A 23,519-nucleotide genomic window follows, 5' to 3' on the forward strand; every position below is an offset into this window, starting at 1 on the left:
AGAAGCACGGCCATGACCATCGGCAGCATCGTCGTCCTGACCGGCGCCGGCATCTCGGCCGAGAGCGGCATCGCCACCTTTCGCGGCCCTGGCGGGCTATGGGAAGGACACCGCGTCGAGGATGTCTGCACACCGCAGGCGCTGGCGCGCGACCCGGCGCTGGTCCACCGCTTCTATGACCTGCGCCGCGTCGCGCTGGCGGGGGTCGAGCCCAACGCCGCGCACCGCGCGCTCGCCCGGCTCGACGCCGCATGGCCGGGCGAGTTGCTGATCGTCACGCAGAATGTCGATGACCTGCACGAACGTGCCGGGGCCCGGCGGCTGATGCACATGCATGGCGAGCTCAAATCGGCGCTGTGCGCGGCATGCGGGGCGCGAGAACCGCGTGGCGGCGATCTGCCGCCTGGCAGCGTCTGCGCACGCTGCGGCGCGGCGGCGCTGCGCCCCGACATCGTGTTCTTCGGCGAGATGCCCTATGCGATGGACGCGATCGACGCGGCGCTGGCGGGGTGCGACCTGGTCGTGTCGATCGGCACGTCGGGCGCGGTCTATCCGGCCGCGGGCTTCGTCGAGGTGGCGCGCCAGCACGGCGCGGCGACGCTCGAGCTCAACCTGGAACGATCGCAGGGCAGCGCGCGGTTCGACGCCAGCCGGATGGGCAAGGCGGCGACCCTGGTGCCGGAATGGGTCGACGAAATGCTGGGCGCGTCCACCTGAGCAGTCGTCGTCGTCGCGGAGGAGCGGCGGCGAATTGCATCGCTTGCGCATATTCCAACTCTTCACTAGACACTGAACCATATGGTTCAGTGTTCAAGTCCTCGACTCGATCGTTCGTTCGCCGCGCTGTCGGATGCGACGCGGCGCGGGATCATCGTTCAGCTGGGTCAGGCCGACGCGTCGATCACCAGCCTGGCCGACCGGTTCGAGATGACGCTGACCGGCATGAAGAAGCATGTCGACGTGCTCGAGCGCGCGGGGCTGGTCGTCACGCACAAGGCGGGGCGGGTGCGGACCTGCCGGCTCGGGCCCCGCGGTCTGAGGGCGGAGGCGGAGTGGATCGAACTGCACCGCACGCTGTTCGAGGACCGCTACGCCGCGCTCGACGCCGTCATCAGCGAAATCAACCAGGAGGGAAGCGATGGATCAGCAGGATAAGGATACAGGCAGCGCGCGCAATCGCACGGTGGTAGAGCGCAAGGGGGATCGCGAACTCGTCGTGACGCGGACCTTCGATGCTCCGCCGGGCGTGGTGTATCGGGCATGGAGCCAGCCCGAGCTGTTCCGGCGCTGGTGGATGCCGCGATCGGTCTCGGGCGTCGCGCTCGTCGCATGCGACATGGATGTCCGCACCGGCGGCAAATACCGGCTGGAGTTCAGCGCGGGCGATGCCGGGACGATGGCGTTCTACGGCAAGTATCTGGAGGTGGTACCCAACGAGCGCATCGTGTGGACCAACGACGAAGGCGAAGCAGGCGCGATCACGACCGTGACCTTCGAGGAGCAGGATGGAAAGACGCTGCTGCGCTTCCACGAAGCCTATCCGTCAGAGGCGGCGCTGGAGGAAGCGTTGCAGGGATCGGCGGCCGGGTTGCCGGAGCAGTTGGATCAGCTTGAGGAGTTGTTGGCGGGCGGGGGTGGGTAGCGGGGGTTAAGGTGATCAGCTCGGTGACGGAATGTTGGTCGGCGGTTTCCAAACATCGCGGCACGCCGGTGGCGGTTGTTGGGCCGCTGGCGGCTAGTCCGCTTTTGTACAGAGCGGGTGCGATAACGGACAGTTGGACGCCAAGCGGCTCCAACTCGCAGGGTGCTGGTGGAACGCTTTAAACCATGCGGCCACCACTTCCGGCGCGGCCGATACGCGGTGGCGGACGGCGAGGTTATCGCGTCCTCTAAACCAAGCAGTGGCCGCAGATCATGTCGCATTTCTCGCAAGAACTCAGATGGATGGCAACACCAAGGCCGCTTGGTTGATCAAGGCATCCAGCAATTTCAGCAGCTTGGAAGCGTCGTAGAGGCCTTCGCAGAGCGTCTCAGGGGGCTGATCGTAAAAATGTCTGTGATAGGATTCCTTGAATTCCAAGGCTCCATGCCAGGCGTCGATGTCCTTCTTGTAGTTGCTCCAGAGTACCTGCGCGGGCGGACAGTTGGGCAAGTTCAGATCGAGATAGCACTCGATCGCCGCGGCCCGCCCGTTAATGTCGGAAACGCTTACGCCCTCGGGACCGCGCGCCCTAAACCGCCGGAACTCATCAAGGTTGGGCAGCAACATTGATCTCATGTTGGGCGGTAGGTTCAGAGCTTCGAGCTTCCGATAGGCGTCCACGCCTTCCGCGTCGTTGTCGAGAACGAAGAGCACCTTGTTGTGAATGTCGATGCGAAGAAGCCCTTCCGCAAATTTGACGAGGTTGCCCGTTCCCCAAAAATGGTGCCGCTCGTCTACATCCACGAAATTGAAGAAGTCGGTGACATCGGCGCGCAAGATGTCGAGGGCGCGCTTGATGATGCGGGCATCCGACGCGCCCTCGGTAGCGATCAGAACCTTTTGCTTCCGCCTCGCGCCGGGGTGGAAAAGGGCGCGAGGTTCCCAACCTGAATGGACGAGGGGGCCGAATTCCCACACAACATCGACATTAAGATTGGCGGAATTGAGGGCGAAAACCTGAAGCATCGACTCTGCACTGAGAATAGCTACTTTCGCGCCCAAATAGCTCGTCTCTGACCAAAAGCTGTTGGAGTTATCCGTCCAAGGGAGGCGTTGGAAATCCTCGTCGGACACTAGCTTACCCTTGGCCTTTTCTCTGTCTTCAAATTCGGTTCCGCCGCCCAGGGTCCCCAGCGGATAGCGACACGCCAGAGAACAAAATTCTTCGAACGTCAGAAGGTTAGGTTCCCCCGGAGGCGTGCTATACGAGCCGATTTCCAGCGCGTCGGCTATTATCGCTTCGTACTCAGCACGCGCACTCTCAATCGTAGATCCCAGGAGAAGTAAGCGCGGCAATACACGCGCCAGAGGCCTTGCGAACACGGCTTCGTGCTCGGCGAGATCGGCGTTCTTGTCAGGATGCTCGTCGTAGTACTCGTAGTTAATTCCATCCAGCTTGCGCCGCGCTTCGTCGCCGTCCTGAAACAGGAAGCCGAAGTCTAGTCCCATGTTATTCTTGGAATAGGATAACGAGATACCGGCGATAGTAAGTTCGATCGAGGTTCCCATCAATCGACGGCCTGCTTAGGAGGAACGCTCCATTTCATTTCGCCCGTATGTGGATCGCGCCATAACTTGAATCCCGACGGATAGTCATTCCCAACGACCTCGAAGACATGGATTATCTCCTCCGTGTTCAGGAAATTGAGTCGAGATTCTTTGTCGCGCTCGCTCGTGAAGAACGCTCCGTGCCCGTCGCCGTCACCCGATAGGGTAAAGATGAAGCTATGGACCATGCGATGCGCCACATAGAGGAGGTCACGTGTCTCTTTAACTGGCTGCTCAAGGTCGTAAAGCTCCCAAAATTCATTGCGATTGTACCAATCGACAATAGGTTGACCGAGCCGCTTAGGGTACCATTTCAAGGCAATTTTCATGTCGCGCGTTTCCGCGCTCACCTTTGCTGTCGCCTCTAACAATTTTCGGATCGAGTAGAAGCCGATGAATATCTCGCGCTCAATCTGGGCAAATTGCGCGTCGGTTGTATTCTCAGCATCCATATATTTTCGGATGACTTTCGCGCCGGTCAGAAGCGGTTTTTTCCAGCAGTAGCTCTCGGTTATCATGGCTCGCCATTAGCATGAGCGTCTCTACAAGTCAGTGATCCCGAATTCGGTGGCAATCCGCAGCGCGGCGGTTGAAGCCTGCGCGCCGAGTTCCCTGCTCTGCCCAGGATCTCGTCCCTTCTGGCCACCATCCCTATCGCCAGGCTAAGGGGAACTGCCCCCTTAGCGCACCACTAGCCCGAGCCTTCGGGCCAATCCCAGTATCATCGAAGGGATGATCACTATTGGTGAGCGCGACGATTCATCAGACTGGCGCAATATCCTTCATCTAATCGAAGCACGAGCTAGCGGCGGCTTTTGGGTAGCGTAGTCACGTTGCTCGATGACCGATTATGAGGCGCAAAGCTGCCGTCAGCCAAGCGGACCGCTGGGTGCGGATCAGCTCTCGCCAATCCGCCACACAACTCACTCCGCCGCTACCCCAGCCGCCGAGAACATATCCCGTCCCTCGCCCGCATCCTCGTTCGCCGCCGGCGTCCCCTTCTTCGCGCTCTGCCGCTTGTCGAAGCTGCCCCACACGTCGTTCCAGTTGCCTTTCGTGGCGCCCTTCGAATATTCGGTCGCGCGGGTTTCGAAGAAGTTGGCGTGCTCTACCCCGTTGAGCATCGGCGCGAGCCAGGGGAGCGGGTGTTCGTCGATCATGTAGATCGGCTTCAGCCCCAGCTGGTTCATCCGCCAGTCGGCGATGTAGCGGATATACTTCTTGATCTCCTTGGCGGTCATGCCGTTCACCGGGCCCATTTCGAAGGCGAGGTCGATGAACGCGTCCTCCAGCCGGATCGTCGTCTGGCACACGTCGGCGATGTCGTCCTTGACCGCCTTGGTCAGACAGCCGCGTTCTTGGGTGAAGGCGTGGAACAGCTTGATGATGCCTTCGCAGTGCAGGCTCTCGTCGCGGATCGACCAGGTGACGATCTGGCCCATGCCCTTCATCTTGTTGAAGCGCGGGAAGTTCATCAGCATCGCGAAGGATGCGAACAACTGCACGCCTTCGGTGAAGCCGCCGAACATCGCCAGCGTGCGGGCAATATCCTCGTCATTGTCGACGCCGAACTGCTGCATGAAATCATGCTTGTCCTTCATCTCGCCATATTCGAGGAAGGCGCCATATTCGCTTTCGGGCATGCCGATCGTGTCGAGCAGGTGGCTGTAGGCGGCGATGTGGACCGTTTCCATGTTGCTGAACGCGGTCAGCATCATCTTGATCTCGGTCGGCTTGAACACGCTGCCGTACTTGTCGTGATAGCAGTCCTGCACCTCGACATCGGCCTGGGTGAAGAAGCGGAAGATCTGGGTGAGCAGGTTGCGTTCGTGGTCGGACAGCTTCTGCGCCCAGTCGCGGCAATCCTCGCCCAGCGGCACTTCCTCGGGCAGCCAATGGAGCTGTTGCTGGCGCTTCCAGAAATCGAACGCCCAGGGGTATTCGAACGGCTTGTACTGCTTGCGGGCTTGGGTGAGCGACATGGGATTACTCCGGGTTAGACTGGATCGGGGAAAAGGCGGAGCGCAAGACGGTCAGGGCGGCGACGCCCATGACCATTGCGCGGTGGCGAAGATGGCGAGGATGAGGCCCAGCGCGCTCGCCATCGTGCCGACCATGCCGTGCGCATAGCGTGCCTGCGGAGTGGCGCGGCCGCGCAGGCGCAGCAACAGCCACGCTCCCGTCGCGGCGGCGAGTGCGGCGACGGCGTACATGATGGCGACCGCGAGCGTCATGCGACCAACCCGCGCGGCATGCGTTGAGCGAGCGGAACCATCCAAGGAGAACGCACATGGCCGATCTGAGCAACATCCGCGAGCATATGGAGGTCATCGGCGCCGACGGCGTCCATGTCGGCACCGTCGACCGCATCGAGGGAGACCGCATCAAGCTGACCAAGAAGGACAGCGGCGCGGATATCGAAGGTGCCGCGGGCAAGCATAGCGGGCATCACCACTTCATCGCCGGCGGCTTGGTCGCCGAGGTCGAGGGCGACACAGTGCGACTGTCCGCCAACGCCGACGTCGCGGTGGCGATGGAAGAGGAAGAAGGCGGCGAGGCGGCCTGAACCGCGCGGCCCGCGCCCGGACGCGAATCCGGGCGCGGCGCTGTTCACTGACACGCCAGGCATTCGTCGTAATCGGTCGATTCGCCCATATCGAACTTGGCGAGCTCGGAAGTGTTGTCGGCCTCCACCCCACCCGCGAAGCCTGCGCGCTGCACCGATTTCGAACGCAGATAATAGAGCGACTTGATGCCGAGTTCCCAAGCGCGGAAATGGAGCATCAGCAGGTCCCACTTCTCGACATCGGCGGGAATGAACAGATTGAGCGACTGTGCCTGGTCGATATACGGCGTGCGGTCGCCGGCGAGTTCGAGCAGCCAGCGCTGGTCGATCTCGAAGCTGGTCTTGTAGCAGTCCTTTTCTTCCTGCGTCAGGAAATCGAGATGCTGGACGCTGCCGGTCTTTTCGAGGATCGAGTTCCACACCGCTTCGGAATTCTTCGACTTGGCGATCAGCAGCTTTTCCAGATACGGATTGCGCACCGAAAAGCTGCCCGACAGCGTCTTGTGGGTATAGACGTTGCCCGGGATCGGCTCGATGCACGCCGACGTCCCGCCGCAGATGATCGAGATCGACGCGGTCGGCGCGATCGCCATCTTGCACGAGAACCGTTCCATCACGCCCATGTCGGCCGCGTCGGGGCATGGCCCGCGCTCGACCGCGAGCTGCATCGACGCTTCGTTGACCTGGGTCGAGACGTGGCGGAAGATCTTGAGGTTCCACGACTTCGCCATCGCGCCTTCGAACGCCAGCCCGCGCGCCTGCAGGAACGAGTGGAAGCCCATCACGCCGAGCCCGACCGAGCGCTCGCGTGCCGCCGAATAGGCGGCACGCTCCATGCCGGGTTCGGCGCGGTCGATATAGTCCTGAAGGACGTTGTCGAGGAAGCGCATCACGTCCTCGATGAAGCGCTTGTCGCCGTTCCACTGGTCCCACGTCTCGATGTTGAGCGACGACAGGCAGCACACTGCGGTGCGATCATTGCCGAGATGGTCGCGCCCGGTCGGCAGCGTGATCTCGCTGCACAGGTTCGACGTCGATACCTTGAGGCCCAGATCGCGGTGATGCTTGGGCATCGCCGAATTCACGTGATCGGAAAAGACGATGTACGGCTCTCCGGTCGCCAGCCGCGTCTCGACCAGCTTCTGGAACAGCGCGCGCGCATCGACGGTGCCTCGGACCGAGCCGTCCTTGGGCGATTTCAATTGCCATTCGCCGCCGTCGCGCACCGCTTCCATGAACGCGTCGGGGATCAGCACGCCGTGGTGGAGATTGAGCGCCTTGCGGTTGAAATCGCCCGAAGGTTTGCGGATTTCGAGGAACTCCTCGATCTCGGGATGCGACACGTCGAGATAGCAGGCGGCCGACCCACGCCGCAGCGAGCCCTGGCTGATCGCCAGCGTCAGTGAATCCATGACGCGGACGAACGGGATGATGCCGCTGGTCTTGCCATTGAGGCCGACCGGCTCGCCGATGCCGCGGACATTGCCCCAATAGGTGCCGATCCCGCCGCCGCGCGAGGCGAGCCAGACATTCTCGTTCCACGTCTCGACGATGCCTTCGAGGCTGTCGGGCACCGAGTTGAGATAGCATGAGATCGGCAGGCCGCGCCCGGTGCCGCCGTTCGAGAGAACGGGCGTGGCCGGCATGAACCACAGCTTTGAGATATAGTCGTACAGCCGCTGCGCATGGCCTGCGTCATCGGCATAGGCAGACGCGACGCGGACGAACAGGTCCTGATAGGATTCGCCCGGCAGAAGGTAGCGGTCCTTCAGGGTTTCCTTGCCGAAATCGGTCAGCAGCGCGTCGCGCGAATGATCGACCTCGACTGCGTAGAGCTGCGCATCGACGGTCTTCGAATCGCGCGGCGCCCGCGTCTCGCTCGCCGTGGCGGCGGCGTCGATCGTCTCGACGGTGTCGTTCATACGCGCATCTTCCCTGAAATCCATGACTCGCCCCGTTCCTCAATTCATCCGACTCGGGAGCAGCGTCCCGATGGTACGCGCTGGAGCGCCGAGTGCGAGAACAAAAAGTGATCGCACCCCGTTTGCTCCCAGGCGGCAGCGGGTCGATCGATATAGCATCGATCGATGGTCCCTACCAGCGCTTGGGGTCAGCCCCCCGACCGTACCACTATAGATTGTGCTCAATCGCCCCACGGCACAAGTCGGTAAATGACGCTTTAGGGACTCGGTTCGTCGATAAAACGAGTCACTTCGCCGGGCGCCGCCGATGCCAGATCGGGCACGACGCGTGGATCGCCGCGCCTCTTGCGAAACGCAAGGGAACAGAAATCGAACGGGCGAAAGAATGGCGGGGACGACTCGCCGGCGGTGCCATTCTGCCCGCATCGCCAATCCGCTTGAGCAAAGCGCCCGGGCCGCATAGCGTCGCGCATCGATCATCCGGGGGGACGACCATGCACCAGCGCCTGCTATCTGCTTTTACCGCCCTGAGCGCGGCTGTCGTCACGCCCGCCGCCGCGCAGGAGGCAGGCGGCGCGCCAGCCGCGGTCGAGGAAGTGTCGCTGGCGCAACTGGCCGCCGACATGGCGGCGGGGCGGGTGTCGAGCGAGGCGGCGACGCAGGGCTATCTGGCGCGGATCGCGGCGATGGATCGCGCCGGGCCGACACTGCGCAGCGTGATCGCGCTCAATCCGCAGGCGCTGGAACAGGCGCGCGCGCTCGATGCCGAGCGCAAGGCGGGACAGGTGCGCGGGCCGCTCCACGGCGTGCCGATCCTGGTCAAGGACAATGTTGAGACGCGCGAGCTGCCGACGACGGCGGGCAGCCTCGCGCTCAAGGACAACGCCACTGGCCGCGACGCGCCGGTGATCGCGCGACTGCGCGCGGCAGGCGCGGTGATCCTGGGCAAGACCAACCTGTCCGAATGGGCCAATATCCGCTCGACCGCCTCGATGAGCGGGTGGAGCGCGGTCGGCGGGCTGGTGCGCAATCCCTATGCGCTCGACCGCTCGGTGTGCGGATCGTCGAGCGGTACCGGGGCGGCGATCGCGGCAAGCTTCGCCGCGGCCGGGATTGGCACCGAGACTGACGGCTCGGTGGTGTGCCCGTCGTCGATGAACGGGCTGGTGGGGCTGAAGCCCACCATCGGTCTGGTCAGCCGCACGCATATCGTGCCGATCAGCCACAGCCAGGATACCGCCGGCCCGATGGCGCGCAGCGTGCGCGACACCGCTCTGCTGTTCTCCGGCATGGTCGGAAGCGATCCGGCCGATGCGGCGACCGCAAAGGCGGACGCGTATCGCAAGGACTATGCGGCGGGCCTGTCGGCCGACGCGCTGCGCGGCAAGCGCGTCGGCGTGGTGCGGCCCGACATGTCGTCCGACCTGACCACCCGGTTCGACGCCGCGCTGGCGGTGCTCAAGGCCGCGGGCGCCGTGCTGGTCGAGGTCGAGCAGCCCGAGCTCGAAGGCATGGGCGATGCCGAGTTCGACGTGCTCAAGATGGAATTGAAGAGCGACCTGAACGCGTATCTGGCGACCACACCGGCCAGCGTGAAGACGCGCACGCTGGCCGATGTCATCGCCTTCAACGATGCCAACCGAGCCGCCGAGATGCCCTATTTCGGGCAGGAAATCTTCGTGATGGCTGAGAAGACCGGCGGCGTAGACGACCCCAAATACAAGCAGGCTCGCGCCAAATCGCTGCGGCTGGCGGGGGTCGAGGGGATCGACGCGATGCTGAAGGCAGGAAAGGTCGAGCTGCTGGTCGAGCCGACCTACGGCGCGCCGTGGCTGTCCGATCCGGTGCATGGCGACCAGTTCTCCGGCCCATCGGCAAGCGCGCTCCCGGCAATTTCGGGATATCCGCATCTGACCGTGCCGATGGGACTGGTCGACGGCTTGCCGGTCGGGCTGTCGTTCATCGGCACGGCCTATTCGGACGCGATGTTGCTGAACGCGGGCTACGCGTTCGAGGCGGCGGGCAAGTTGCGCGTGAAGCCGGGCTATGCCGCGACTGCGGATGCGGGAGCGGGGATGGAGGGCATCGCCCAATAGGCAGCCGAGGTACCGAAGGGATCTCTTGCGCTCCTGCTCGGGAGCATTGCTGCGTTTAGCGGGTCCGCCGCGCCACCCGCGCCTGCCACAGCGTCAGAAGCGGGACCACGCCCAGCTCGATCCCGAGCCCGATCAGATGCCCCTGCGACGGCGCGCCGACGATTAGCAGTGACGCCAGCCGCGCCAGCCCGCCCGTCACGACCATCGCCGCGAGCAGCCGGAAGCGACCGGTCTTGTCCTCGATACCGGGGATGCAGGTGACGAAGCCGATGCCCATCGCCAGGAAAATGCCCGACAGATAGCGGAAATGGCTGTCGAGATCGGTCGGCACGTCGGTGACGCCGCCGATCCATGCCGGGCCGCGGATCAGGCTGAGAATCGACGCCGACAGCGGCACGAAGCAGGCGGCAGCGACGGCGAGCTGGAGCCAGCGCTTCTCGGTCACGGCCGGTCGCGCTCGAGCAGTTCGGCGCGGATGTGCGATGCCTTGAGCGACAGCCGCACCTCGATCAGGAAACAGGCGAGCCCGCTGGTCAGCAGCAGCATCGACAGGATGAACGCGACCGCGACGACGGTGCCGATCTGCAGCGCGGAGAGCTCGGCGATGAACAGCAGCGCGACCACCACGCAGATTGCTACTGCACTCGCTGTCACCAGCGTGATCGCGGCGTTGATGATGGTGATGCGCTTGTCGATGCGGCGCAGCTCCCAGACGTGGCGATCATGCTCCGGCCCGGTCGAGCGCGGGTGCAGCGCCTCGATGCTGCGCGCCCGGTCGATCACCCGCGCCAGCCGCCCGGTCATAACGTTGAGGATGCCGCCGATCCCGGCAAGCAGGAACACCGGCGCGATCGAGATCTGGATGGTCTCGGCAACGGTGGACAGGACGGGAGCGAAGCTGGTGGCCATGGCGCGGCTATGCGGGCTCGCACGGGCGACGGGCAAGCGGTTTCACGCCGCTTCGCCCACCTCGATCCCGCCGCACGCATCGGCCGGGCGTCATCCCCGCTCGACGCACATGGCGATGCCCATGCCGCCGCCGATGCAGAGCGTCGCCAGACCCTTTTTGGCGTCGCGCTTTTCCATCTCGTAGAGCAATGTCGTAAGGACACGCGCTCCCGATGCGCCGATCGGATGGCCGATCGCGATCGCGCCGCCGTTGACGTTCACCTTTTCCGCATCCCAGCCCATGTCCTTGCCGACCGCAAGCGCCTGCGCGGCGAACGCCTCGTTGGCCTCGATCAGGTCGAGGTCGGCGACCGTCCAGCCTGCCTTTTCGAGCGCGCGGCGGCTGGCGGGGACGGGGCCGATGCCCATGATCGACGGATCGACACCTGCCGATGCCCAGCTGGCGATGCGTGCCAGGATCGGTGCGCCGCGCTTCTCGGCTTCCTCGCGCGACATGATGACGAGCGCGGCGGCGCCGTCGTTGAGGCCCGAGGCATTCGCGGCGGTGACGCTGCCGTCCTTCTTGAACGCGGGCCGCAGTCCCGACACGCTGTCGACCGTCGCGCCGGCGCGGATATATTCGTCGTCGGACACGGTGGTATCGCCCTTGCGTCCCTTGATCGTCACGGGCGCGATCTCGTCCTTGAACCGGCCCGAGCCGCGCGCTTCTTCGGCGCGGTTCTGCGAGCGGACCGCGAACGCGTCCTGGTCGCCGCGCGTCACTTGATATTGCTCGGCGAGATTCTCGGCGGTGATGCCCATGTGATAGCCGTTGAACACGTCGGTCAGGCCATCCTTGACCATGGTATCGACCAGGCTGACGTCACCCATCTTGGTGCCAGGGCGCAGCGACTGGGCATGCGCCGACATCGACATCGACTCCTGACCGCCTGCGACGACGATCGCGGCATCGCCGGTCGCCACCGCCTGCGCTGCCAGCGCCACCGCCCGCAGGCCGGACCCGCAGACCTGGTTGACGCCCCAGGCCGGAACCTCCTTGGGCACGCCTGCCGCCATCGACGCCTGGCGGGCGGGGTTCTGGCCCTGCGCCGCGGTCAGCACCTGTCCCATGATCACTTCCGACACCTCGTCGCCGCTGACGCCTGCCTGCGCGAGCGCGGCCTCGATCGCGACGCGGCCGAGTTCATGGGCCGGGGTCGCGGCAAAGGCGCCCAGGAAGCTGCCGACCGGGGTGCGCTTGGCGGCGGTGATGACGATGTCGGTCATGGAAGTGTCTCTCCTGCACAAGATGGGGTTGATCTAGGGGCTGCAAGCGGATCGCACCAGCGCGCCAGCGGTTCCCACAATTGCGTGCGGGCGCGGCTGCCGACGATCATGCCGACATGCCCGGCCGACAGGGTCGTGGTGTCGCCGACGGGCGCGGCGGTCGCGGCGGGGACGATGCGGTCGTGCGCCGACACGAACTGCCGGATCGGGCAGGAAAGCGACGCAGGATCGATGGCAATGCCGCCGACGCGCCAGCCGCCCGATCCCGGTGCGTCGTCGGCGACGAAGCGTTCGAACAGGTCGCGGCCTGCCGCCAGCGTCAGCGGCGCGCCGCCATTGGCCCAATCCTCTAGCGCCACGAATGCCCGCGCCTCGGCACTGGCCGGATCTAACGCGGCGAAGCGCTCATACTTGCCGATCGTGCGCGCCGGGTCGAGCCGCCAGAAGCCCGATTGCAGTACCTCGACCGGAACCGCGCCGATCGCTTCGCACGCAGGGCGTGCGGTTGCCCACAGCGCGGCGATGTCTGCGCGCGCAGCGCGGCCGAACCCGGAGAAGCGCCACGGCGTCGCGATCAGCGCCAATCCTGCCACCGGGACATGCTGCGCGGCGGCAAGTGCGAGGGTTCCGCCCAGGCAATAGCCCGCCAGCAGTGCGCCGGAACCGATGCTGCGCAGCAACGGCAGCAACAGGTCGCCGACATGGTCAGCCATCGTCATGGCCGCATCGGCAGGCTCGGGAATGCCCCAGTCGAGCAGCAGCGGCCGTACGCCGCGCTTCGCCAACCAGCGCAGCAGCGACGTCTCGGGAGCGAGATCGAGAACGATCGGCGGGTTGATCAGCGACGGAACGACCAAGGTTGGTCGTCCCGACCCGCCATAGTCGATCACCCGGGCGCGGCCGTGCCGTGCCGCAATCTCGGCAGGCGCAGCATGCGGCATCCGCGATGCGCTCTGATACGCGTGAAGCCCCGCCAGCGCTGCAGCGCGGCGATGAGGCGCATTTGCGGTCTCGCGCTGCAACATATCGAGGAACAACGGCAGCGGCCGCGGGCCTTGTTGCGGTGCAGTATCAAAGCGTGTAGCCTTCGCATCAGCCATTTGCGAGGTCGCCATGAAGAAGACGCCGAACGACGGTCCGGTCATCATCAAGAAATACGCGAATCGCCGACTCTATAATACCGAGACCTCGTCCTACATAACGCTCGACCATCTCGCCGCGATGACGCGCGAAGGCCGCGATTTCAAGGTCGTCGATGCGCGCAGCGACGACGACATCACCCACAATGTGCTGACTCAGATCATCATGGAAGAGGAAGCGCGCGGCCAGACGCTGCTTCCGGTCAGTTTCCTGCGCCAATTGATCGCCCTCTACGGCGATTCGATGCAGGCGATGGTGCCGGGTTATCTCGAGGCGTCGATGGACAGTTTCCGGCGCAATCAGGAACAATTCAAGACCGCGGTCGAAGGCGCATTCGCGCATTCGCCGTTCGCGGAGATCGCCAAGCGCAACATGGCGATGTTCGACGCGGCAACCTCTGCGTTCAAGGCACCGGGCATGGCCGGGGCGGCAGGCGACGTGCCCGCCGCGAGCAAGGATGACGAAATCGCCGCGCTGCGCGCCGAACTCGCCAAGCTGCAGGACAAGGTCGAGAAGCTGGGGCAGTAGCGAGCCGCCAGCTACCAGTCGCGAACGGTCGAGCGAGCAGCCCGGACCGCGCGGCTTACTCCGCGTGTTCGGCCAGGACCGTCAGTCCGCGGGCGTTGACCTCGGCAAAGCCGCCTTCGACCCGAATCAGTTCGGGCTCGCCCTTTTCGGTGCGGTGTACCGCGATCGCGCCGTCGCGGATCATCGACATCAGCGGGGCATGCCCTTCGAGAACGCCGAAATCGCCCTCCGTGCCGGGGACGACGACCATGTGGACGTCCTCGGAGCGGACGAGCTTTTCAGGCGTGACGAGTTCGAAATGCAGCATGGTTCAATCCTTCAACTCCTCCCCACCAGGAGAGGGGCTGCGAAAAATTACGCCTCGTCGGCCATCTTCTTGGCCTTGGCGACCGCTTCCTCGATGCCGCCGACCATGTAGAAGGCGCTTTCGGGAAGATGATCATACTCGCCGTCGACGACTGCCTTGAACGACTTGACCGTATCCTCGAGCGCGACGAACTTACCCGAAATGCCGGTGAAGACCTCGGCGACGTGGAAGGGCTGGCTGAGGAAGCGCTGGATCTTGCGCGCGCGCGCGACCGTCAGCTTATCCTCTTCCGACAGCTCGTCCATGCCGAGAATGGCGATGATGTCCTGCAGCGACTTGTACTTCTGAAGGATCGACTGGACTGCGCGGGCGGTATCGTAATGTTCCTGCCCGACGATGCGCGGTTCGAGCACGCGGCTGGTCGAATCGAGCGGATCGACCGCCGGATAGATGCCGAGTTCCGAAATCGCTCGGTTGAGCACGGTGGTTGCGTCGAGATGCGCGAACGACGTCGCCGGGGCCGGATCGGTAAGATCGTCGGCAGGCACGTAGATCGCCTGGACCGAGGTGATCGACCCCTTGTTGGTCGAGGTGATGCGCTCCTGCAGCGCGCCCATGTCGGTCGACAGCGTCGGCTGATAGCCCACCGCCGAGGGAATGCGGCCGAGCAGTGCCGACACTTCCGAACCCGCCTGGGTAAAGCGGAAGATGTTGTCGACGAAGAACAGCACGTCCTGGCCTTCGACGTCGCGGAAATATTCGGCGATCGTCAGGCCCGACAGCGCGACACGCGCGCGCGCGCCGGGAGGCTCGTTCATCTGGCCATAGACCAGCGCGACCTTGGATCCCTCGCTGACCGGATTTCCGTCGGCGTCCTTGGCGATGACGCCTGCGTCGAGGAATTCGTGATAGAGGTCGTTGCCCTCACGCGTACGCTCGCCGACGCCGGCAAATACCGACGTGCCGCCATGGCCCTTGGCGATGTTGTTGATCAGTTCCTGGATCAGCACGGTCTTGCCGACGCCGGCGCCCCCGAACAGCCCGATCTTGCCGCCCTTTGCGTACGGCGCGAGCAGGTCGATCACCTTGATGCCGGTGACGAGGATCGCGCTCTCGGTCGACTGGTCGACGAACAACGGCGCCGGCGCGTGAATCGGCATCGTGTCGGCGTGGCCGACCGGACCGCGCTCGTCGATCGGCTCGCCGATGACGTTGAGGATGCGGCCCAGCGTCTTGGGGCCGACGGGGACGCGGATCTGCGATCCGGTGTCGGTGACACGCTGGCCGCGGGTCAGACCCTCGGTCGCGTCCATCGCGATCGTGCGGACCGTGTTCTCGCCGAGATGCTGCGCGACTTCGAGCACCAGGCGGTTGCCGTTATTGTCGGTTTCGAGCGCCGAGAGGATCGCGGGCAGCGCGTCGTCGAACGTCACGTCGACGACGGCGCCGATCACCTGGCTGATGCGTCCGACATTGTTGGTGGTCGCCTGCGGCGGGGCGAGGGTGTCTGCGGCGGTTGCCATGCGTCTATCCTTGGGCTTGCGGGTTGCCCGGCGTGCTAGCGGCCGGGCGGGTGAATGTCACGGTGATGGTACGGTTCTCGCCGTCGCCGGGGGCGACCGCGATGCTGACCGGAACGGCGTCGATCACGCCGTCGGCGCTCTCCTCGGCAGCGATCGCGTCGAGCGCGCCGCCGTCCTTGATCGCATATTGCGACAGGAATTGCCGGACGATGTCGGCAAAGCGCGTCTTGGCGGTGTCGGCATTGGCGGGATCGGTGATCGCCAGCGTAAAGACGATGCGGTCGAGCGCGTTCGCCGATATGCCCGCACCTTCGAACGTGGCGGTGTTGGGCATGGTCGCGTCGGATTGCGATACGGTCACCGGGCTGCCGGTGGTCAGCCAGCTACTGCCGTCCTGCGCATAGTCGCCGGCGCGAAAGCCGAACTGGTTGGCGTGGCCGACCGCTTCCTCGGGCACGCCGAACAATCGGTCCCAACCCTTGAGGTCGGCGACCGCCGCAGCGCGATCGGCCTCGTTCTCGATCACCGTCGGTTCCGGCGAACCGCAGGCCGCAAGCGCAAGGCAAAGCAGTGGCAGGGCGATGCCGAACCGCATCAGAGCGCCTCGGCTCCCGAGATGATTTCGACCAGTTCGGTGGTGATCGCAGCCTGGCGGGTGCGGTTATATTCGATCGTCAGGCGGTTGATCAGATCGCCGGCGTTGCGCGTGGCATTGTCCATCGCGGTCATCTTCGACCCCTGCTCCGACGCCGCATTCTCCCGCATCGCGCGGTAGAGCTGGACGGCGATGTTGCGCGGCAGCAGGTCGGCGAGGATCGTCTCCTCGTCGGGTTCGTAGGTGACGACGGCGCCGTCATTGGCCGCAGCCAGCGCGCCGGGCTCGACCTTCGGCACCGCGACCGGGATCAACTGCTGCTCGGTCGGCTCCTGCGTCAGGACCGTCTTGAACGACGCGTAGAACAGGTGCGCGACATCGAATTCACCCGCCTCGTAGCGGGCGACGAGATCGTCGGCATAGCCGCGCGCATCGTCGAACTTCAATTTGCCGAGATCGCCCGGCTCGACCGAATGCAGCATCTGGTCGCGATACAGGCGCGCGAGCACCGCGCGGCCCTTGCGGCCGATGGTGTAGAATTTGACCGTCTTGCCCTGCGCGATCAGTTCCTGCGCACGGCGGCGGGCGAGGCGCGCGATGTTGGTGTTGAACGCGCCCGCCAGCCCCTTGTCGGACGTCGCGACGACGAACAGGTGGACCTGATCGCGACCGGTACCGGCGATTAGCTTCGACGACTGATCGCTCAGCACCACGCGCGACGCCAGCCGCGCCATCACCGCCTCGAGCCGCTGGGCATAGGGACGCCCGGCCTCCGCCGCCTCCTGCGCGCGTCGCAGCTTCGCGGCGGCGACCATCTTCATCGCCTTGGTGATCTTCTGGGTCGACTTGACCGACCCGATCCGGATTTTCAGCGCCTTGAGAGAGGCCATTCCTGTTTCACCATGTCCCTAGCCATCATGCTGAACTTGTTTCAGCATCCACCCATCCCCAAGCAACGGCGGGGACGGTTGCACGGTGGACCCCGAAACAAGTTCAGGGTGACGACCGTGTGTTGTCAGCCCGCAGCCTTACGCAAACGTCTTCGCGAACGCCGCCAGCGCGTCCTTCAGGCGATCGCGCACGTCGTCCTTCAGGTCCTTGCTGTCGCGGATCGCGGCCAGCACGTCGGCGTGGTTCGATCGCATGTCGGCGAGCATCGCCTGTTCGTAGCGCACGACGTCGCTTGCCGCGACCGCATCGAGATAGCCTTGCGTGCCGGCAAAGATCGACACGACCTGCTCCTCGAACGGCATCGGGCTGAACTGAGCCTGCTTGAGCAATTCGGTCAGCCGCGCGCCACGGTTGAGCAGTTTCTGCGTCGAGGCGTCGAGGTCCGATCCGAACTGCGCGAACGCCGCCATTTCGCGATACTGCGCCAGCTCCAGCTTGATCGAGCCCGCGACCTTCTTCATCGCCTTGGTCTGCGCGGCCGAGCCGACGCGCGACACCGACAGGCCGACGTTGATCGCCGGGCGGATGCCCGCGAAGAACAGATCGGTCTCGAGGAAGATCTGGCCGTCGGTGATCGAGATCACGTTGGTCGGAATGTATGCCGAAACGTCGCCCGCCTGCGTCTCGATGATCGGCAGCGCAGTCAGCGAACCGCCGCCCATCGCGTCCGACATCTTGGCCGCACGCTCAAGCAGGCGGCTATGGAGATAGAAGACGTCGCCGGGATAGGCTTCGCGGCCGGGAGGACGGCGCAGCAGCAGCGACATTTGGCGGTATGCCACGGCCTGCTTCGACAGATCGTCGAACACGATCAGCGCATGCATGCCGTTGTCACGGAAATACTCGCCCATCGCGGCGCCGGTATAGGGCGCGAGGAACTGGAGCGGTGCGGGCTCCGACGCGGTCGCGGCGACCACGATCGAATATTCCATCGCGCCGTTTTCTTCGAGCGTCTTGACCAGCTGTGCGACCGTCGAGCGCTTCTGGCCGACCGCGACATAGACGCAGTAGAGCTTCTTGCTCTCGTCGTCGCCCTGATGCGCGGCCTTCTGGTTGATGAAGGTGTCGATCGCGACGGCGGACTTGCCGGTCTGGCGATCGCCGATGATCAGCTCGCGCTGGCCGCGGCCGACGGGGACGAGCGCGTCGATCGCCTTGAGGCCAGACTGCATCGGCTCGCTGACCGACTGGCGCGGAATGATGCCGGGTGCCTTGACCTCGACGCGGCTGCGCTGGTCGGAGGCGATCGGGCCCTTGCCGTCGATCGGGTTGCCGAGGCCATCGACGACGCGGCCGAGCAGCCCGCGGCCGACGGGCACATCGACGATCGTGCCGGTGCGCTTGACGACATCGCCTTCCTTGATCTGCGAATCACTGCCGAAGATCACGACGCCGACATTGTCGGCTTCGAGGTTGAGCGCCATGCCCTGCACGCCGTTGGAGAACTCGACCATCTCGCCCGCCTGGACGTTGTCGAGGCCGTGGATGCGCGCGATGCCGTCGCCGACGCTCAGCACCTGGCCGGTTTCGCTGACTTCGGCCTCGGTGCCGAAATTGGCGATCTGGTCCTTGATGACCTTGGAAATTTCTGCGGCGCGGATATCCATGATTCTAGCCTTCAGCCTTTCATCGCGTGGGCGAGGGTGTTCAAACGGGTCTTGATCGAGCTGTCGATGCGCTGGCTGCCGATCTTGACGACCAGCCCGCCGAGCAGCGAGCGATCGACCGAGAGATCGACCGCGACGTCGCGGCCGACGCGCTGGCGCAGCGCCTGGCGAAGCTCGGCGATCTGATCGTCGCTGAGCGGATGCGCCGAGACGACCTCTGCAGTCATCTCACCGCGATGGCGCGCCGCCAGCTCGCGGTACGAGCGGATGATCGCAGGCAGGTCGCGCAAGCGGCGATTCTGTGCGAGCACGCCGAGAAATTTGCGGGTCGTCGGATCGAGCGACAGCGCCTGTGCGACCGCGTCGACCGCCTTTACCGCATCGCCACGCGCGACGAGCGGGCTGCTGGTCAGCCGGGCAAAATCGTCCGATTCGGCAAGCGCCTCGCGCACGGTGCCGAGGCTCGCCTCGACCGCCTCGATCGAGCGGGCGTCGCGCGCCAGATCGAACAACGCCGTCGCATAGCGGCCGCTCAGGCTCGCCTGGATCCCGCCGGTTGCGGGATTGCCGCTCAAAGTACCGCCGGATGTCTCCACGCGATCGAATTCCTCATTCGGGCACAAATATTGGCCCCATACGAAAAGGGGGGCGCACGCATGGCGTCCCCGATGGGTTGGCGGGCTGCTAGCATCGGTGCACGCATCGCGCAAGCCGAGCGCGCTTCGGTCTTGCAGGCGGCGGGGCGGGCGCTTTATCCTCGCTGCGGGGATTCGATCGAAGGGGGGAAGGCGAATGATCGGGAAGGCTGTCAAGCCGTGGTCGGTTACGATCGCGGCGGCGCTGCTGTGCACTGGAGGGTTTGCGCATGCCGAAAGCGCGGCGGTCACCGCCGGCGCTCCGGCGCCCGCGCGCGAGGTGGCGATGACGCACTCGATCGCGATCGATCGGATCGGGGGCACCGACGGAATGCAGCTGTCGCTCGCGCTCGAACGCCTGCTGGCGCAGCCTGGCGCCAACGGGCAGCCCTATTTCGATCTGCTCGCCGGCCGGCGCGGTGCCGACAGCGCCGACGTCATCCTCGAAGGGGTCGTCACCACCGGCGTCGACGAGGGCCGCGTCAAGCTGACGCGCAACCGCTGCATCGACGAGCAGGACGGCAAGTGCGCCAAGCGCGAGGATGTCGAGCTCGATTGTCGGCGCCGGATCATCGACGTGCGCGCCGACGTCCGCGTGGCGACCGGCGAGGAAGGGCGCGTACTCTATTCCGAGGCCAAGCCGCAGCGCCGCGAGTCGAGCTGGTGCCCCGGCGATGACCGGCCCGCGCCTACCGAGCAGTTGGTGTCGGCGATGATCGAGACGATCGCTGCGCAGATCCACGCCGATCTGGTGCCGCGCGAATCGCAGGTCAACGTGCGCTTTCGCGAAGGGCGCAAGGGCATGGGCAAGAGTGAGGGCGAACGGTTCAAGCAGGCGATCCGCCTCACGCAGCGCGACCTGCCGGGCGCATGCGGCGAGTTCCGCGCGATCGAGGCGGCAATGCCCGGCCACCCCTCGACCGCGTTCAACCTGGCGCTGTGCGCGGAAGCGGCGGGCGACCTGGCGGCGGCGGAAGCGGCCTATCGCCGCGCGCAGGCGATCGAGCCGCGCGCCGGCGACATCCGCGAGGCGCTCGACCGGATAGCCGCGACCATGGCGATGCGCGCCGACCTGGCGCAACGCGCCGCACTTTGAACGCAAGCGGCAGGATGCCGCAGGCGGGCATCGCCGCTATATCGGAGGCATGAACACCCGCTTTCACATCACCGACGCGGTCGCCTGGGCGGCGTTCGAAGCCCGCGACCGCGCCTATGACGGGCGCGTGATCGGTGCGGTCACCACCACCGGCATCTACTGCAAGCCGAGCTGCCCCGCGCGGCGCCCCTTGCGCGAACATGTCGTGTTCTATCGTGACGCGGACGAGGCGCGCGCGGCGGGGTTTCGCGCGTGCCTGCGCTGCAAGCCCGACGCGGTCGGCCGCGACCGCGTCGCGGTGGCCCAGGCGGTCGCGGCGATCGAGGCGGCGGAGGAGGCGATCGGGCTGGAGCAGCTTGCCGGGCAGGTCGGCTATGCGCCGCATCATTTCCACCGCCTGTTCAAACGCGCGACCGGAGTGACGCCCGCGGCATATGCGCGCAGCTTGCGCGCCCGCCGCGCCGCGGAGGCGCTGCAGGGGGACGGCAGCGTTACCGAAGCGATCTACGAAGCCGGCTATTCCGCGCCGAGCCGCTTTTACGAGACCGCCGCAGACCGGTTGGGCATGACGCCATCGGCGTGGAAGCGCGGCGGCGCGGGCGTGACGATCCGCTGGACGCGCGCCGAGACCAGCCTGGGCCCATTGCTGATCGCGGCGACCGACAAGGGGCTGTGCCGGGTCGCGTTCGACGAGGACGAGGCGGCGCTCGCGCTGCGCTTCCCCGCAGCGGAGATCATTCGGGGCGGCGCGGTGCTGGCGGGACTGGCAGCGCGCGTGGTGGCCGAGGTCGAGACGCCGGGGCGCGACCATGACCTGCCGCTCGACGTGCAGGGCACCGCATTCCAGGAAGCGGTGTGGCAAGCATTGCGCGCGATCCCGCCGGGGGAAAGCCTGAGCTACGCGCAGCTCGCTGCGGCTGCCGGCAATTCCGGCGCGGTGCGTGCGACCGGGACGGCATGCGGCGCCAACCAGGTGGCGGTGGTGATCCCCTGCCACCGTGCGCTGCGCAGCGACGGCTCGCTGGGCGGCTATGCCTATGGCCTCGACCGCAAGGTGGCGCTGCGCAAACGCGAGGGAGCGCAGTGACCGGGTTCGTCATCGCCGGGCTCGATCCCGCGCCGTTCGCGCCGCTCTACGGACTGAGCGACGCGGCGCTCGCCGAGCGTCAGGTCGTGCGGATGCGCGCCGATGCCAAACCCGGATTCCCGTGCCGCGTGACGCTGGAGGATGCCGAACCGGGAGAAGCGGTGTTGCTGCTCAACCACGAGCATCTTGCCGTCGCCAATCCCTATCGCTCGCGCCATGCCATCTTCGTGCGCGAGGGAGCGCAGCGCGCGGCGACGTTCACCGACACGGTTCCAGAGCAGCTGGCGATCCGGCTGCTGTCGGTACGCGCGTTCGGCCGATCGGACATGATGATCGACGCCGAAGTGCTGGAAGGCAGCGGTTTGCAGGACGAGATCGCCCGGCTCTTCAACGCGCCGGAGGTTGCCTACATCCACGTCCACAATGCCCGACGCGGCTGCTTCGCTGCGCGCGTCGATCGCCGCTGACTACCCCGCCTTGCGACAGCGATAGACCAGCTTTTCGTTGGGCAGCGACGGCAGCGCGTTGCGGATCGCCGATTGCTGGGTGGCGAGGTTGGCGCGCGGCGCCGATTCGCCCGAGCACGCCTTGAGCTGGACACCGCTGCGCAGTTCGCGGGCGCGCGTCATCGCCGCGGCCGAGAGGAGATAGCGGGTGTTCGAATAGGTCAGCGTCGCTGGATCGAACTCGAGCACCGACACCGTCTGCTCCTCTTCCGGCACCAGGATGCGTTCCCAGCCGCCGGTGTCCTCGGCATATTGGGTGCGGCCGTTGACGCAGCCGTCGGCGCCCCACTCGATCCGCACCGGCGCGGCCGACGACACCGTCACCCGGCTGCGGTCGGGGAGCAGCGTGCAGACCAGCGGGCCAAGCGCCGCGGTGCGGTCGGCGGTGGTCTTTCCGGCCGTGTCGGCCCCGGCCTCGACCGCGGCATCCGCATCAAAGTCTGGGCGCAGGAAGAAGGCGGCGACGGCGGCGACCATCAGCACGCCGCCGATCGACGCGGCCCAGATCGCGGCGCGCTTCTGCCCGCGCGATGCCAGCAGCCCGCCGCCGCCCAGCCCAAGCGCGCCGAGCACGAGCAGCAGTGCGGCAAGCGCCATGACATTCTCGCGCGTGGTTTCGTTGTCGGCGCGCGCCGCCGCGATCGCACGTTCGCGGGCGATGCGCGCATCGGTCGCGGCCTCGCGCTCGCGCAATGCCGCTTCGGCCCTGGCGGCGGCTTCGGCGTCGCGATCCTGTTCGAGCCGCTCCTGAATGCTGGTGCAGGGCGCAGCGACGACCTGCGCTTCCTGCGACGCGCCGCGCAGGAAGGCGGCGAGCTCGGCATTGGCGATGGCGAACGCAAAGGTGCCGTCGCCGTCGTCTCCGCGGGTGATCGCCGAATTGACCCCGACCACGCGCCCGCACGGATCGAGCAACGGGCCGCCGGAATTGCCGCGCGCGATGTTGGCCGAATGGAGGAGCACCGCCGTGCCGACCAGGTTACGCGCGCCCGAGAATAGCCCCGACGAGCGCACCGGCGACAAGGGGGTAATGAAATCCGCGGCCGACTGCGCAGTGGCGATATCGACATTGCCGGGATAGCCGAGCGCGATCACCGGGTCGCCATCGGTCAGCACGCCGTTGAACAGGGTGAGCGGCGGCAGCCGCACGCCGGTGAACTCGACCAGCGCGAGATCGCGATCGACATCCACCGCGATCAGGCTGCCCTGGTAGCTCTTGTCGCCTTCGGATGGCACCACGCCGATCAGGACGTTGCCGGGATAGCGCGCCGCGAGTTCGACGACATGCGCATTGGTGACGATGCGGTTGGGGGCGATCGCAAAGCCCGACCCGTGCCCGAAGCCGACGACTTCGTCATCGACCACCGCAATCGTGACGATCCGCACGACGCCGCGCCCGGCGGCGGAAATATCATCGGCGCGCGCCGGTGTGGCTAGCGTCAGACACGCCAGCAGCAGTCCGAGCCAACGGATCATTCAAGCGCCCCCGAGTTCAGCAGATCGCGTTTCGGGGAAATCGCGAAATGGCGCAAGCA

25 protein-coding genes are annotated in these 23,519 nt (G+C 65.7%); 9 read left to right on the top strand and 16 right to left on the bottom strand.

The genetic code is table 11. From position 1 onward, the window contains the following. The first annotated feature begins 12 nt into the window (after positions 1-12). The 3 genes from FHY50_RS12510 (at position 13) to FHY50_RS12520 (ending at position 1,642) form a co-directional block, all read left to right on the top strand. Positions 13-717 carry an NAD-dependent deacylase gene (locus FHY50_RS12510; protein ID WP_140231262.1) on the top strand — a complete coding sequence of 235 codons (705 nt, stop codon included), beginning with the start codon at positions 13-15 and terminating at the stop codon, positions 715-717. 81 nt (positions 718-798) lie between these two features. Next, the gene (locus FHY50_RS12515; protein WP_140231263.1) at positions 799-1,155 is read left to right on the top strand and encodes an ArsR/SmtB family transcription factor; all 357 of its coding nucleotides are present in this window, start codon (positions 799-801) and stop codon (positions 1,153-1,155) included. Then, complete coding sequence (locus FHY50_RS12520; protein ID WP_140231264.1) at positions 1,139-1,642, top strand: SRPBCC family protein; 504 nt, start codon at positions 1,139-1,141, stop codon at positions 1,640-1,642. The genes FHY50_RS12515 and FHY50_RS12520 overlap by 17 nt, the downstream gene beginning before the upstream one ends. Positions 1,643-1,936: 294 nt before the next feature. Here the strand turns inward: FHY50_RS12520 and FHY50_RS12525 are convergent, their stop codons facing one another. The 4 genes from FHY50_RS12525 to FHY50_RS12540 all read right to left on the bottom strand — a co-directional run bounded on the left by FHY50_RS12525 (position 1,937) and on the right by FHY50_RS12540 (position 5,484). Next, the gene (locus FHY50_RS12525; protein ID WP_140231265.1) at positions 1,937-3,211 is read right to left on the bottom strand and encodes a HEPN/Toprim-associated domain-containing protein; all 1,275 of its coding nucleotides are present in this window, start codon (positions 3,209-3,211) and stop codon (positions 1,937-1,939) included. Next, a complete protein-coding gene (locus FHY50_RS12530) occupies positions 3,211-3,768 on the bottom strand; it encodes a hypothetical protein (protein ID WP_208402846.1) in 558 nt (185 codons plus the stop codon). The genes FHY50_RS12525 and FHY50_RS12530 overlap by 1 nt, the downstream gene beginning before the upstream one ends. Positions 3,769-4,173: 405 nt before the next feature. Continuing rightward, on the bottom strand, positions 4,174-5,232 hold the full coding sequence (locus FHY50_RS12535) for a ribonucleotide-diphosphate reductase subunit beta (RefSeq protein ID WP_140231266.1): 1,059 nt from the start codon (positions 5,230-5,232) through the stop codon (positions 4,174-4,176). 51 nt (positions 5,233-5,283) lie between these two features. Continuing rightward, a complete protein-coding gene (locus FHY50_RS12540; protein WP_140231267.1) occupies positions 5,284-5,484 on the bottom strand; it encodes a hypothetical protein in 201 nt (66 codons plus the stop codon). Between the two features lie 56 nt (positions 5,485-5,540). Here FHY50_RS12540 and FHY50_RS12545 point away from each other — a divergent pair, with 56 nt between their 5' ends. Further along, positions 5,541-5,816: a DUF2171 domain-containing protein gene (locus FHY50_RS12545; protein ID WP_140231268.1), complete on the top strand. Its 276-nt coding sequence runs from the start codon at positions 5,541-5,543 to the stop codon at positions 5,814-5,816. Positions 5,817-5,860: 44 nt separating this feature from the next. On the opposite strand, the gene FHY50_RS12550 is transcribed toward FHY50_RS12545, so the two are convergent. Beyond that, complete coding sequence (locus FHY50_RS12550; RefSeq protein ID WP_243846645.1) at positions 5,861-7,738, bottom strand: ribonucleoside-diphosphate reductase subunit alpha; 1,878 nt, start codon at positions 7,736-7,738, stop codon at positions 5,861-5,863. A gap of 494 nt (positions 7,739-8,232) precedes the next feature. Between FHY50_RS12550 and FHY50_RS12555 the strand changes: the two genes are divergently transcribed. Then, entirely contained in the window at positions 8,233-9,834 is a 1,602-nt protein-coding gene (locus tag FHY50_RS12555) for an amidase (RefSeq protein WP_140231270.1), read from the top strand. 55 nt (positions 9,835-9,889) lie between these two features. Here the strand turns inward: FHY50_RS12555 and FHY50_RS12560 are convergent, their stop codons facing one another. From FHY50_RS12560 to FHY50_RS12575, 4 genes are all read right to left on the bottom strand, one after another. Beyond that, positions 9,890-10,279 carry a DUF4345 domain-containing protein gene (locus FHY50_RS12560; protein WP_140231271.1) on the bottom strand — a complete coding sequence of 130 codons (390 nt, stop codon included), beginning with the start codon at positions 10,277-10,279 and terminating at the stop codon, positions 9,890-9,892. Further along, a complete protein-coding gene (locus FHY50_RS12565) occupies positions 10,276-10,743 on the bottom strand; it encodes a DUF2721 domain-containing protein (protein WP_140231272.1) in 468 nt (155 codons plus the stop codon). Before FHY50_RS12565 ends, FHY50_RS12560 begins: the two co-directional genes overlap by 4 nt. A 90-nt stretch (positions 10,744-10,833) precedes the next feature. Beyond that, a complete protein-coding gene (locus FHY50_RS12570) occupies positions 10,834-12,009 on the bottom strand; it encodes an acetyl-CoA C-acetyltransferase (protein WP_140231273.1) in 1,176 nt (391 codons plus the stop codon). Continuing rightward, entirely contained in the window at positions 12,006-13,109 is a 1,104-nt protein-coding gene (locus tag FHY50_RS12575; protein WP_243846646.1) for an alpha/beta hydrolase, read from the bottom strand. The genes FHY50_RS12570 and FHY50_RS12575 overlap by 4 nt, the downstream gene beginning before the upstream one ends. Before the next feature lie 13 nt (positions 13,110-13,122). On the opposite strand from FHY50_RS12575, the gene phaR reads away from it, so the two are divergent. Next, positions 13,123-13,677, top strand: coding sequence for a polyhydroxyalkanoate synthesis repressor PhaR (gene phaR / locus FHY50_RS12580; protein WP_140231274.1), 555 nt, complete (start codon positions 13,123-13,125; stop codon positions 13,675-13,677). A 55-nt stretch (positions 13,678-13,732) separates the two neighbouring features. On the opposite strand, the gene FHY50_RS12585 is transcribed toward phaR, so the two are convergent. From FHY50_RS12585 to FHY50_RS12610, 6 genes are all read right to left on the bottom strand, one after another. Next, a complete protein-coding gene (locus FHY50_RS12585; protein ID WP_140231275.1) occupies positions 13,733-13,984 on the bottom strand; it encodes an ATP synthase F1 subunit epsilon in 252 nt (83 codons plus the stop codon). A gap of 47 nt (positions 13,985-14,031) precedes the next feature. Next, on the bottom strand, positions 14,032-15,507 hold the full coding sequence (atpD, locus tag FHY50_RS12590) for a F0F1 ATP synthase subunit beta (protein WP_140231276.1): 1,476 nt from the start codon (positions 15,505-15,507) through the stop codon (positions 14,032-14,034). A 4-nt stretch (positions 15,508-15,511) separates the two neighbouring features. Continuing rightward, on the bottom strand, positions 15,512-16,102 hold the full coding sequence (locus tag FHY50_RS12595; protein WP_140231277.1) for a hypothetical protein: 591 nt from the start codon (positions 16,100-16,102) through the stop codon (positions 15,512-15,514). Next, positions 16,102-16,992 (bottom strand): F0F1 ATP synthase subunit gamma, encoded by an 891-nt coding sequence (locus FHY50_RS12600; protein ID WP_140231278.1) that lies wholly within the window; start codon positions 16,990-16,992, stop codon positions 16,102-16,104. The genes FHY50_RS12595 and FHY50_RS12600 overlap by 1 nt, the downstream gene beginning before the upstream one ends. A gap of 138 nt (positions 16,993-17,130) precedes the next feature. Further along, positions 17,131-18,660: a F0F1 ATP synthase subunit alpha gene (gene atpA / locus FHY50_RS12605; RefSeq protein ID WP_140231279.1), complete on the bottom strand. Its 1,530-nt coding sequence runs from the start codon at positions 18,658-18,660 to the stop codon at positions 17,131-17,133. 11 nt (positions 18,661-18,671) lie between these two features. Then, positions 18,672-19,256, bottom strand: a complete 585-nt coding sequence (locus FHY50_RS12610) for a F0F1 ATP synthase subunit delta (RefSeq protein WP_244935370.1) — start codon at positions 19,254-19,256, stop codon at positions 18,672-18,674. Between the two features lie 196 nt (positions 19,257-19,452). Here FHY50_RS12610 and FHY50_RS12615 point away from each other — a divergent pair, with 196 nt between their 5' ends. The 3 genes from FHY50_RS12615 to FHY50_RS12625 are packed head-to-tail and all read left to right on the top strand — an operon-like array spanning position 19,453 to position 21,945. Continuing rightward, positions 19,453-20,391 carry a hypothetical protein gene (locus FHY50_RS12615; protein ID WP_140231280.1) on the top strand — a complete coding sequence of 313 codons (939 nt, stop codon included), beginning with the start codon at positions 19,453-19,455 and terminating at the stop codon, positions 20,389-20,391. Positions 20,392-20,440: 49 nt separating this feature from the next. Next, a complete protein-coding gene (ada, locus tag FHY50_RS12620; protein ID WP_140231281.1) occupies positions 20,441-21,478 on the top strand; it encodes a bifunctional DNA-binding transcriptional regulator/O6-methylguanine-DNA methyltransferase Ada in 1,038 nt (345 codons plus the stop codon). Next, positions 21,475-21,945, top strand: a complete 471-nt coding sequence (locus FHY50_RS12625) for a DUF1203 domain-containing protein (protein ID WP_140231282.1) — start codon at positions 21,475-21,477, stop codon at positions 21,943-21,945. The genes ada and FHY50_RS12625 overlap by 4 nt, the downstream gene beginning before the upstream one ends. On the opposite strand, the gene FHY50_RS12630 is transcribed toward FHY50_RS12625, so the two are convergent. After that, positions 21,946-23,460, bottom strand: a complete 1,515-nt coding sequence (locus tag FHY50_RS12630; protein WP_140231283.1) for a S1C family serine protease — start codon at positions 23,458-23,460, stop codon at positions 21,946-21,948. Positions 23,461-23,519: the final 59 nt, after the last annotated feature.

Source organism: Sphingomonas japonica (assembly GCF_006346325.1).
GTDB classification, from domain to species: Bacteria; Pseudomonadota; Alphaproteobacteria; order Sphingomonadales; family Sphingomonadaceae; genus Sphingomonas; species Sphingomonas japonica.

Bases quoted from the DNA above. Each gene is read 5' to 3' on its own strand.
- FHY50_RS12510 (WP_140231262.1), top strand. From the start codon at position 13: ATGACCATCGGCAGCATCGTCGTCCTGACCGGCGCCGGCATCTCGGCC.
- FHY50_RS12515 (WP_140231263.1), top strand. From the start codon at position 799: ATGGTTCAGTGTTCAAGTCCTCGACTCGATCGTTCGTTCGCCGCGCTG.
- FHY50_RS12520 (WP_140231264.1), top strand. From the start codon at position 1,139: ATGGATCAGCAGGATAAGGATACAGGCAGCGCGCGCAATCGCACGGTG.
- FHY50_RS12525 (WP_140231265.1), bottom strand. From the start codon at position 3,211: ATGGGAACCTCGATCGAACTTACTATCGCCGGTATCTCGTTATCCTAT.
- FHY50_RS12530 (WP_208402846.1), bottom strand. From the start codon at position 3,768: ATGATAACCGAGAGCTACTGCTGGAAAAAACCGCTTCTGACCGGCGCG.
- FHY50_RS12535 (WP_140231266.1), bottom strand. From the start codon at position 5,232: ATGTCGCTCACCCAAGCCCGCAAGCAGTACAAGCCGTTCGAATACCCC.
- FHY50_RS12540 (WP_140231267.1), bottom strand. From the start codon at position 5,484: ATGACGCTCGCGGTCGCCATCATGTACGCCGTCGCCGCACTCGCCGCC.
- FHY50_RS12545 (WP_140231268.1), top strand. From the start codon at position 5,541: ATGGCCGATCTGAGCAACATCCGCGAGCATATGGAGGTCATCGGCGCC.
- FHY50_RS12550 (WP_243846645.1), bottom strand. From the start codon at position 7,738: ATGAACGACACCGTCGAGACGATCGACGCCGCCGCCACGGCGAGCGAG.
- FHY50_RS12555 (WP_140231270.1), top strand. From the start codon at position 8,233: ATGCACCAGCGCCTGCTATCTGCTTTTACCGCCCTGAGCGCGGCTGTC.
- FHY50_RS12565 (WP_140231272.1), bottom strand. From the start codon at position 10,743: ATGGCCACCAGCTTCGCTCCCGTCCTGTCCACCGTTGCCGAGACCATC.
- FHY50_RS12570 (WP_140231273.1), bottom strand. From the start codon at position 12,009: ATGACCGACATCGTCATCACCGCCGCCAAGCGCACCCCGGTCGGCAGC.
- FHY50_RS12575 (WP_243846646.1), bottom strand. From the start codon at position 13,109: ATGGCTGATGCGAAGGCTACACGCTTTGATACTGCACCGCAACAAGGC.
- phaR (WP_140231274.1), top strand. From the start codon at position 13,123: ATGAAGAAGACGCCGAACGACGGTCCGGTCATCATCAAGAAATACGCG.
- FHY50_RS12585 (WP_140231275.1), bottom strand. From the start codon at position 13,984: ATGCTGCATTTCGAACTCGTCACGCCTGAAAAGCTCGTCCGCTCCGAG.
- atpD (WP_140231276.1), bottom strand. From the start codon at position 15,507: ATGGCAACCGCCGCAGACACCCTCGCCCCGCCGCAGGCGACCACCAAC.
- FHY50_RS12595 (WP_140231277.1), bottom strand. From the start codon at position 16,102: ATGCGGTTCGGCATCGCCCTGCCACTGCTTTGCCTTGCGCTTGCGGCC.
- FHY50_RS12600 (WP_140231278.1), bottom strand. From the start codon at position 16,992: ATGGCCTCTCTCAAGGCGCTGAAAATCCGGATCGGGTCGGTCAAGTCG.
- atpA (WP_140231279.1), bottom strand. From the start codon at position 18,660: ATGGATATCCGCGCCGCAGAAATTTCCAAGGTCATCAAGGACCAGATC.
- FHY50_RS12615 (WP_140231280.1), top strand. From the start codon at position 19,453: ATGATCGGGAAGGCTGTCAAGCCGTGGTCGGTTACGATCGCGGCGGCG.
- ada (WP_140231281.1), top strand. From the start codon at position 20,441: ATGAACACCCGCTTTCACATCACCGACGCGGTCGCCTGGGCGGCGTTC.
- FHY50_RS12630 (WP_140231283.1), bottom strand. From the start codon at position 23,460: ATGATCCGTTGGCTCGGACTGCTGCTGGCGTGTCTGACGCTAGCCACA.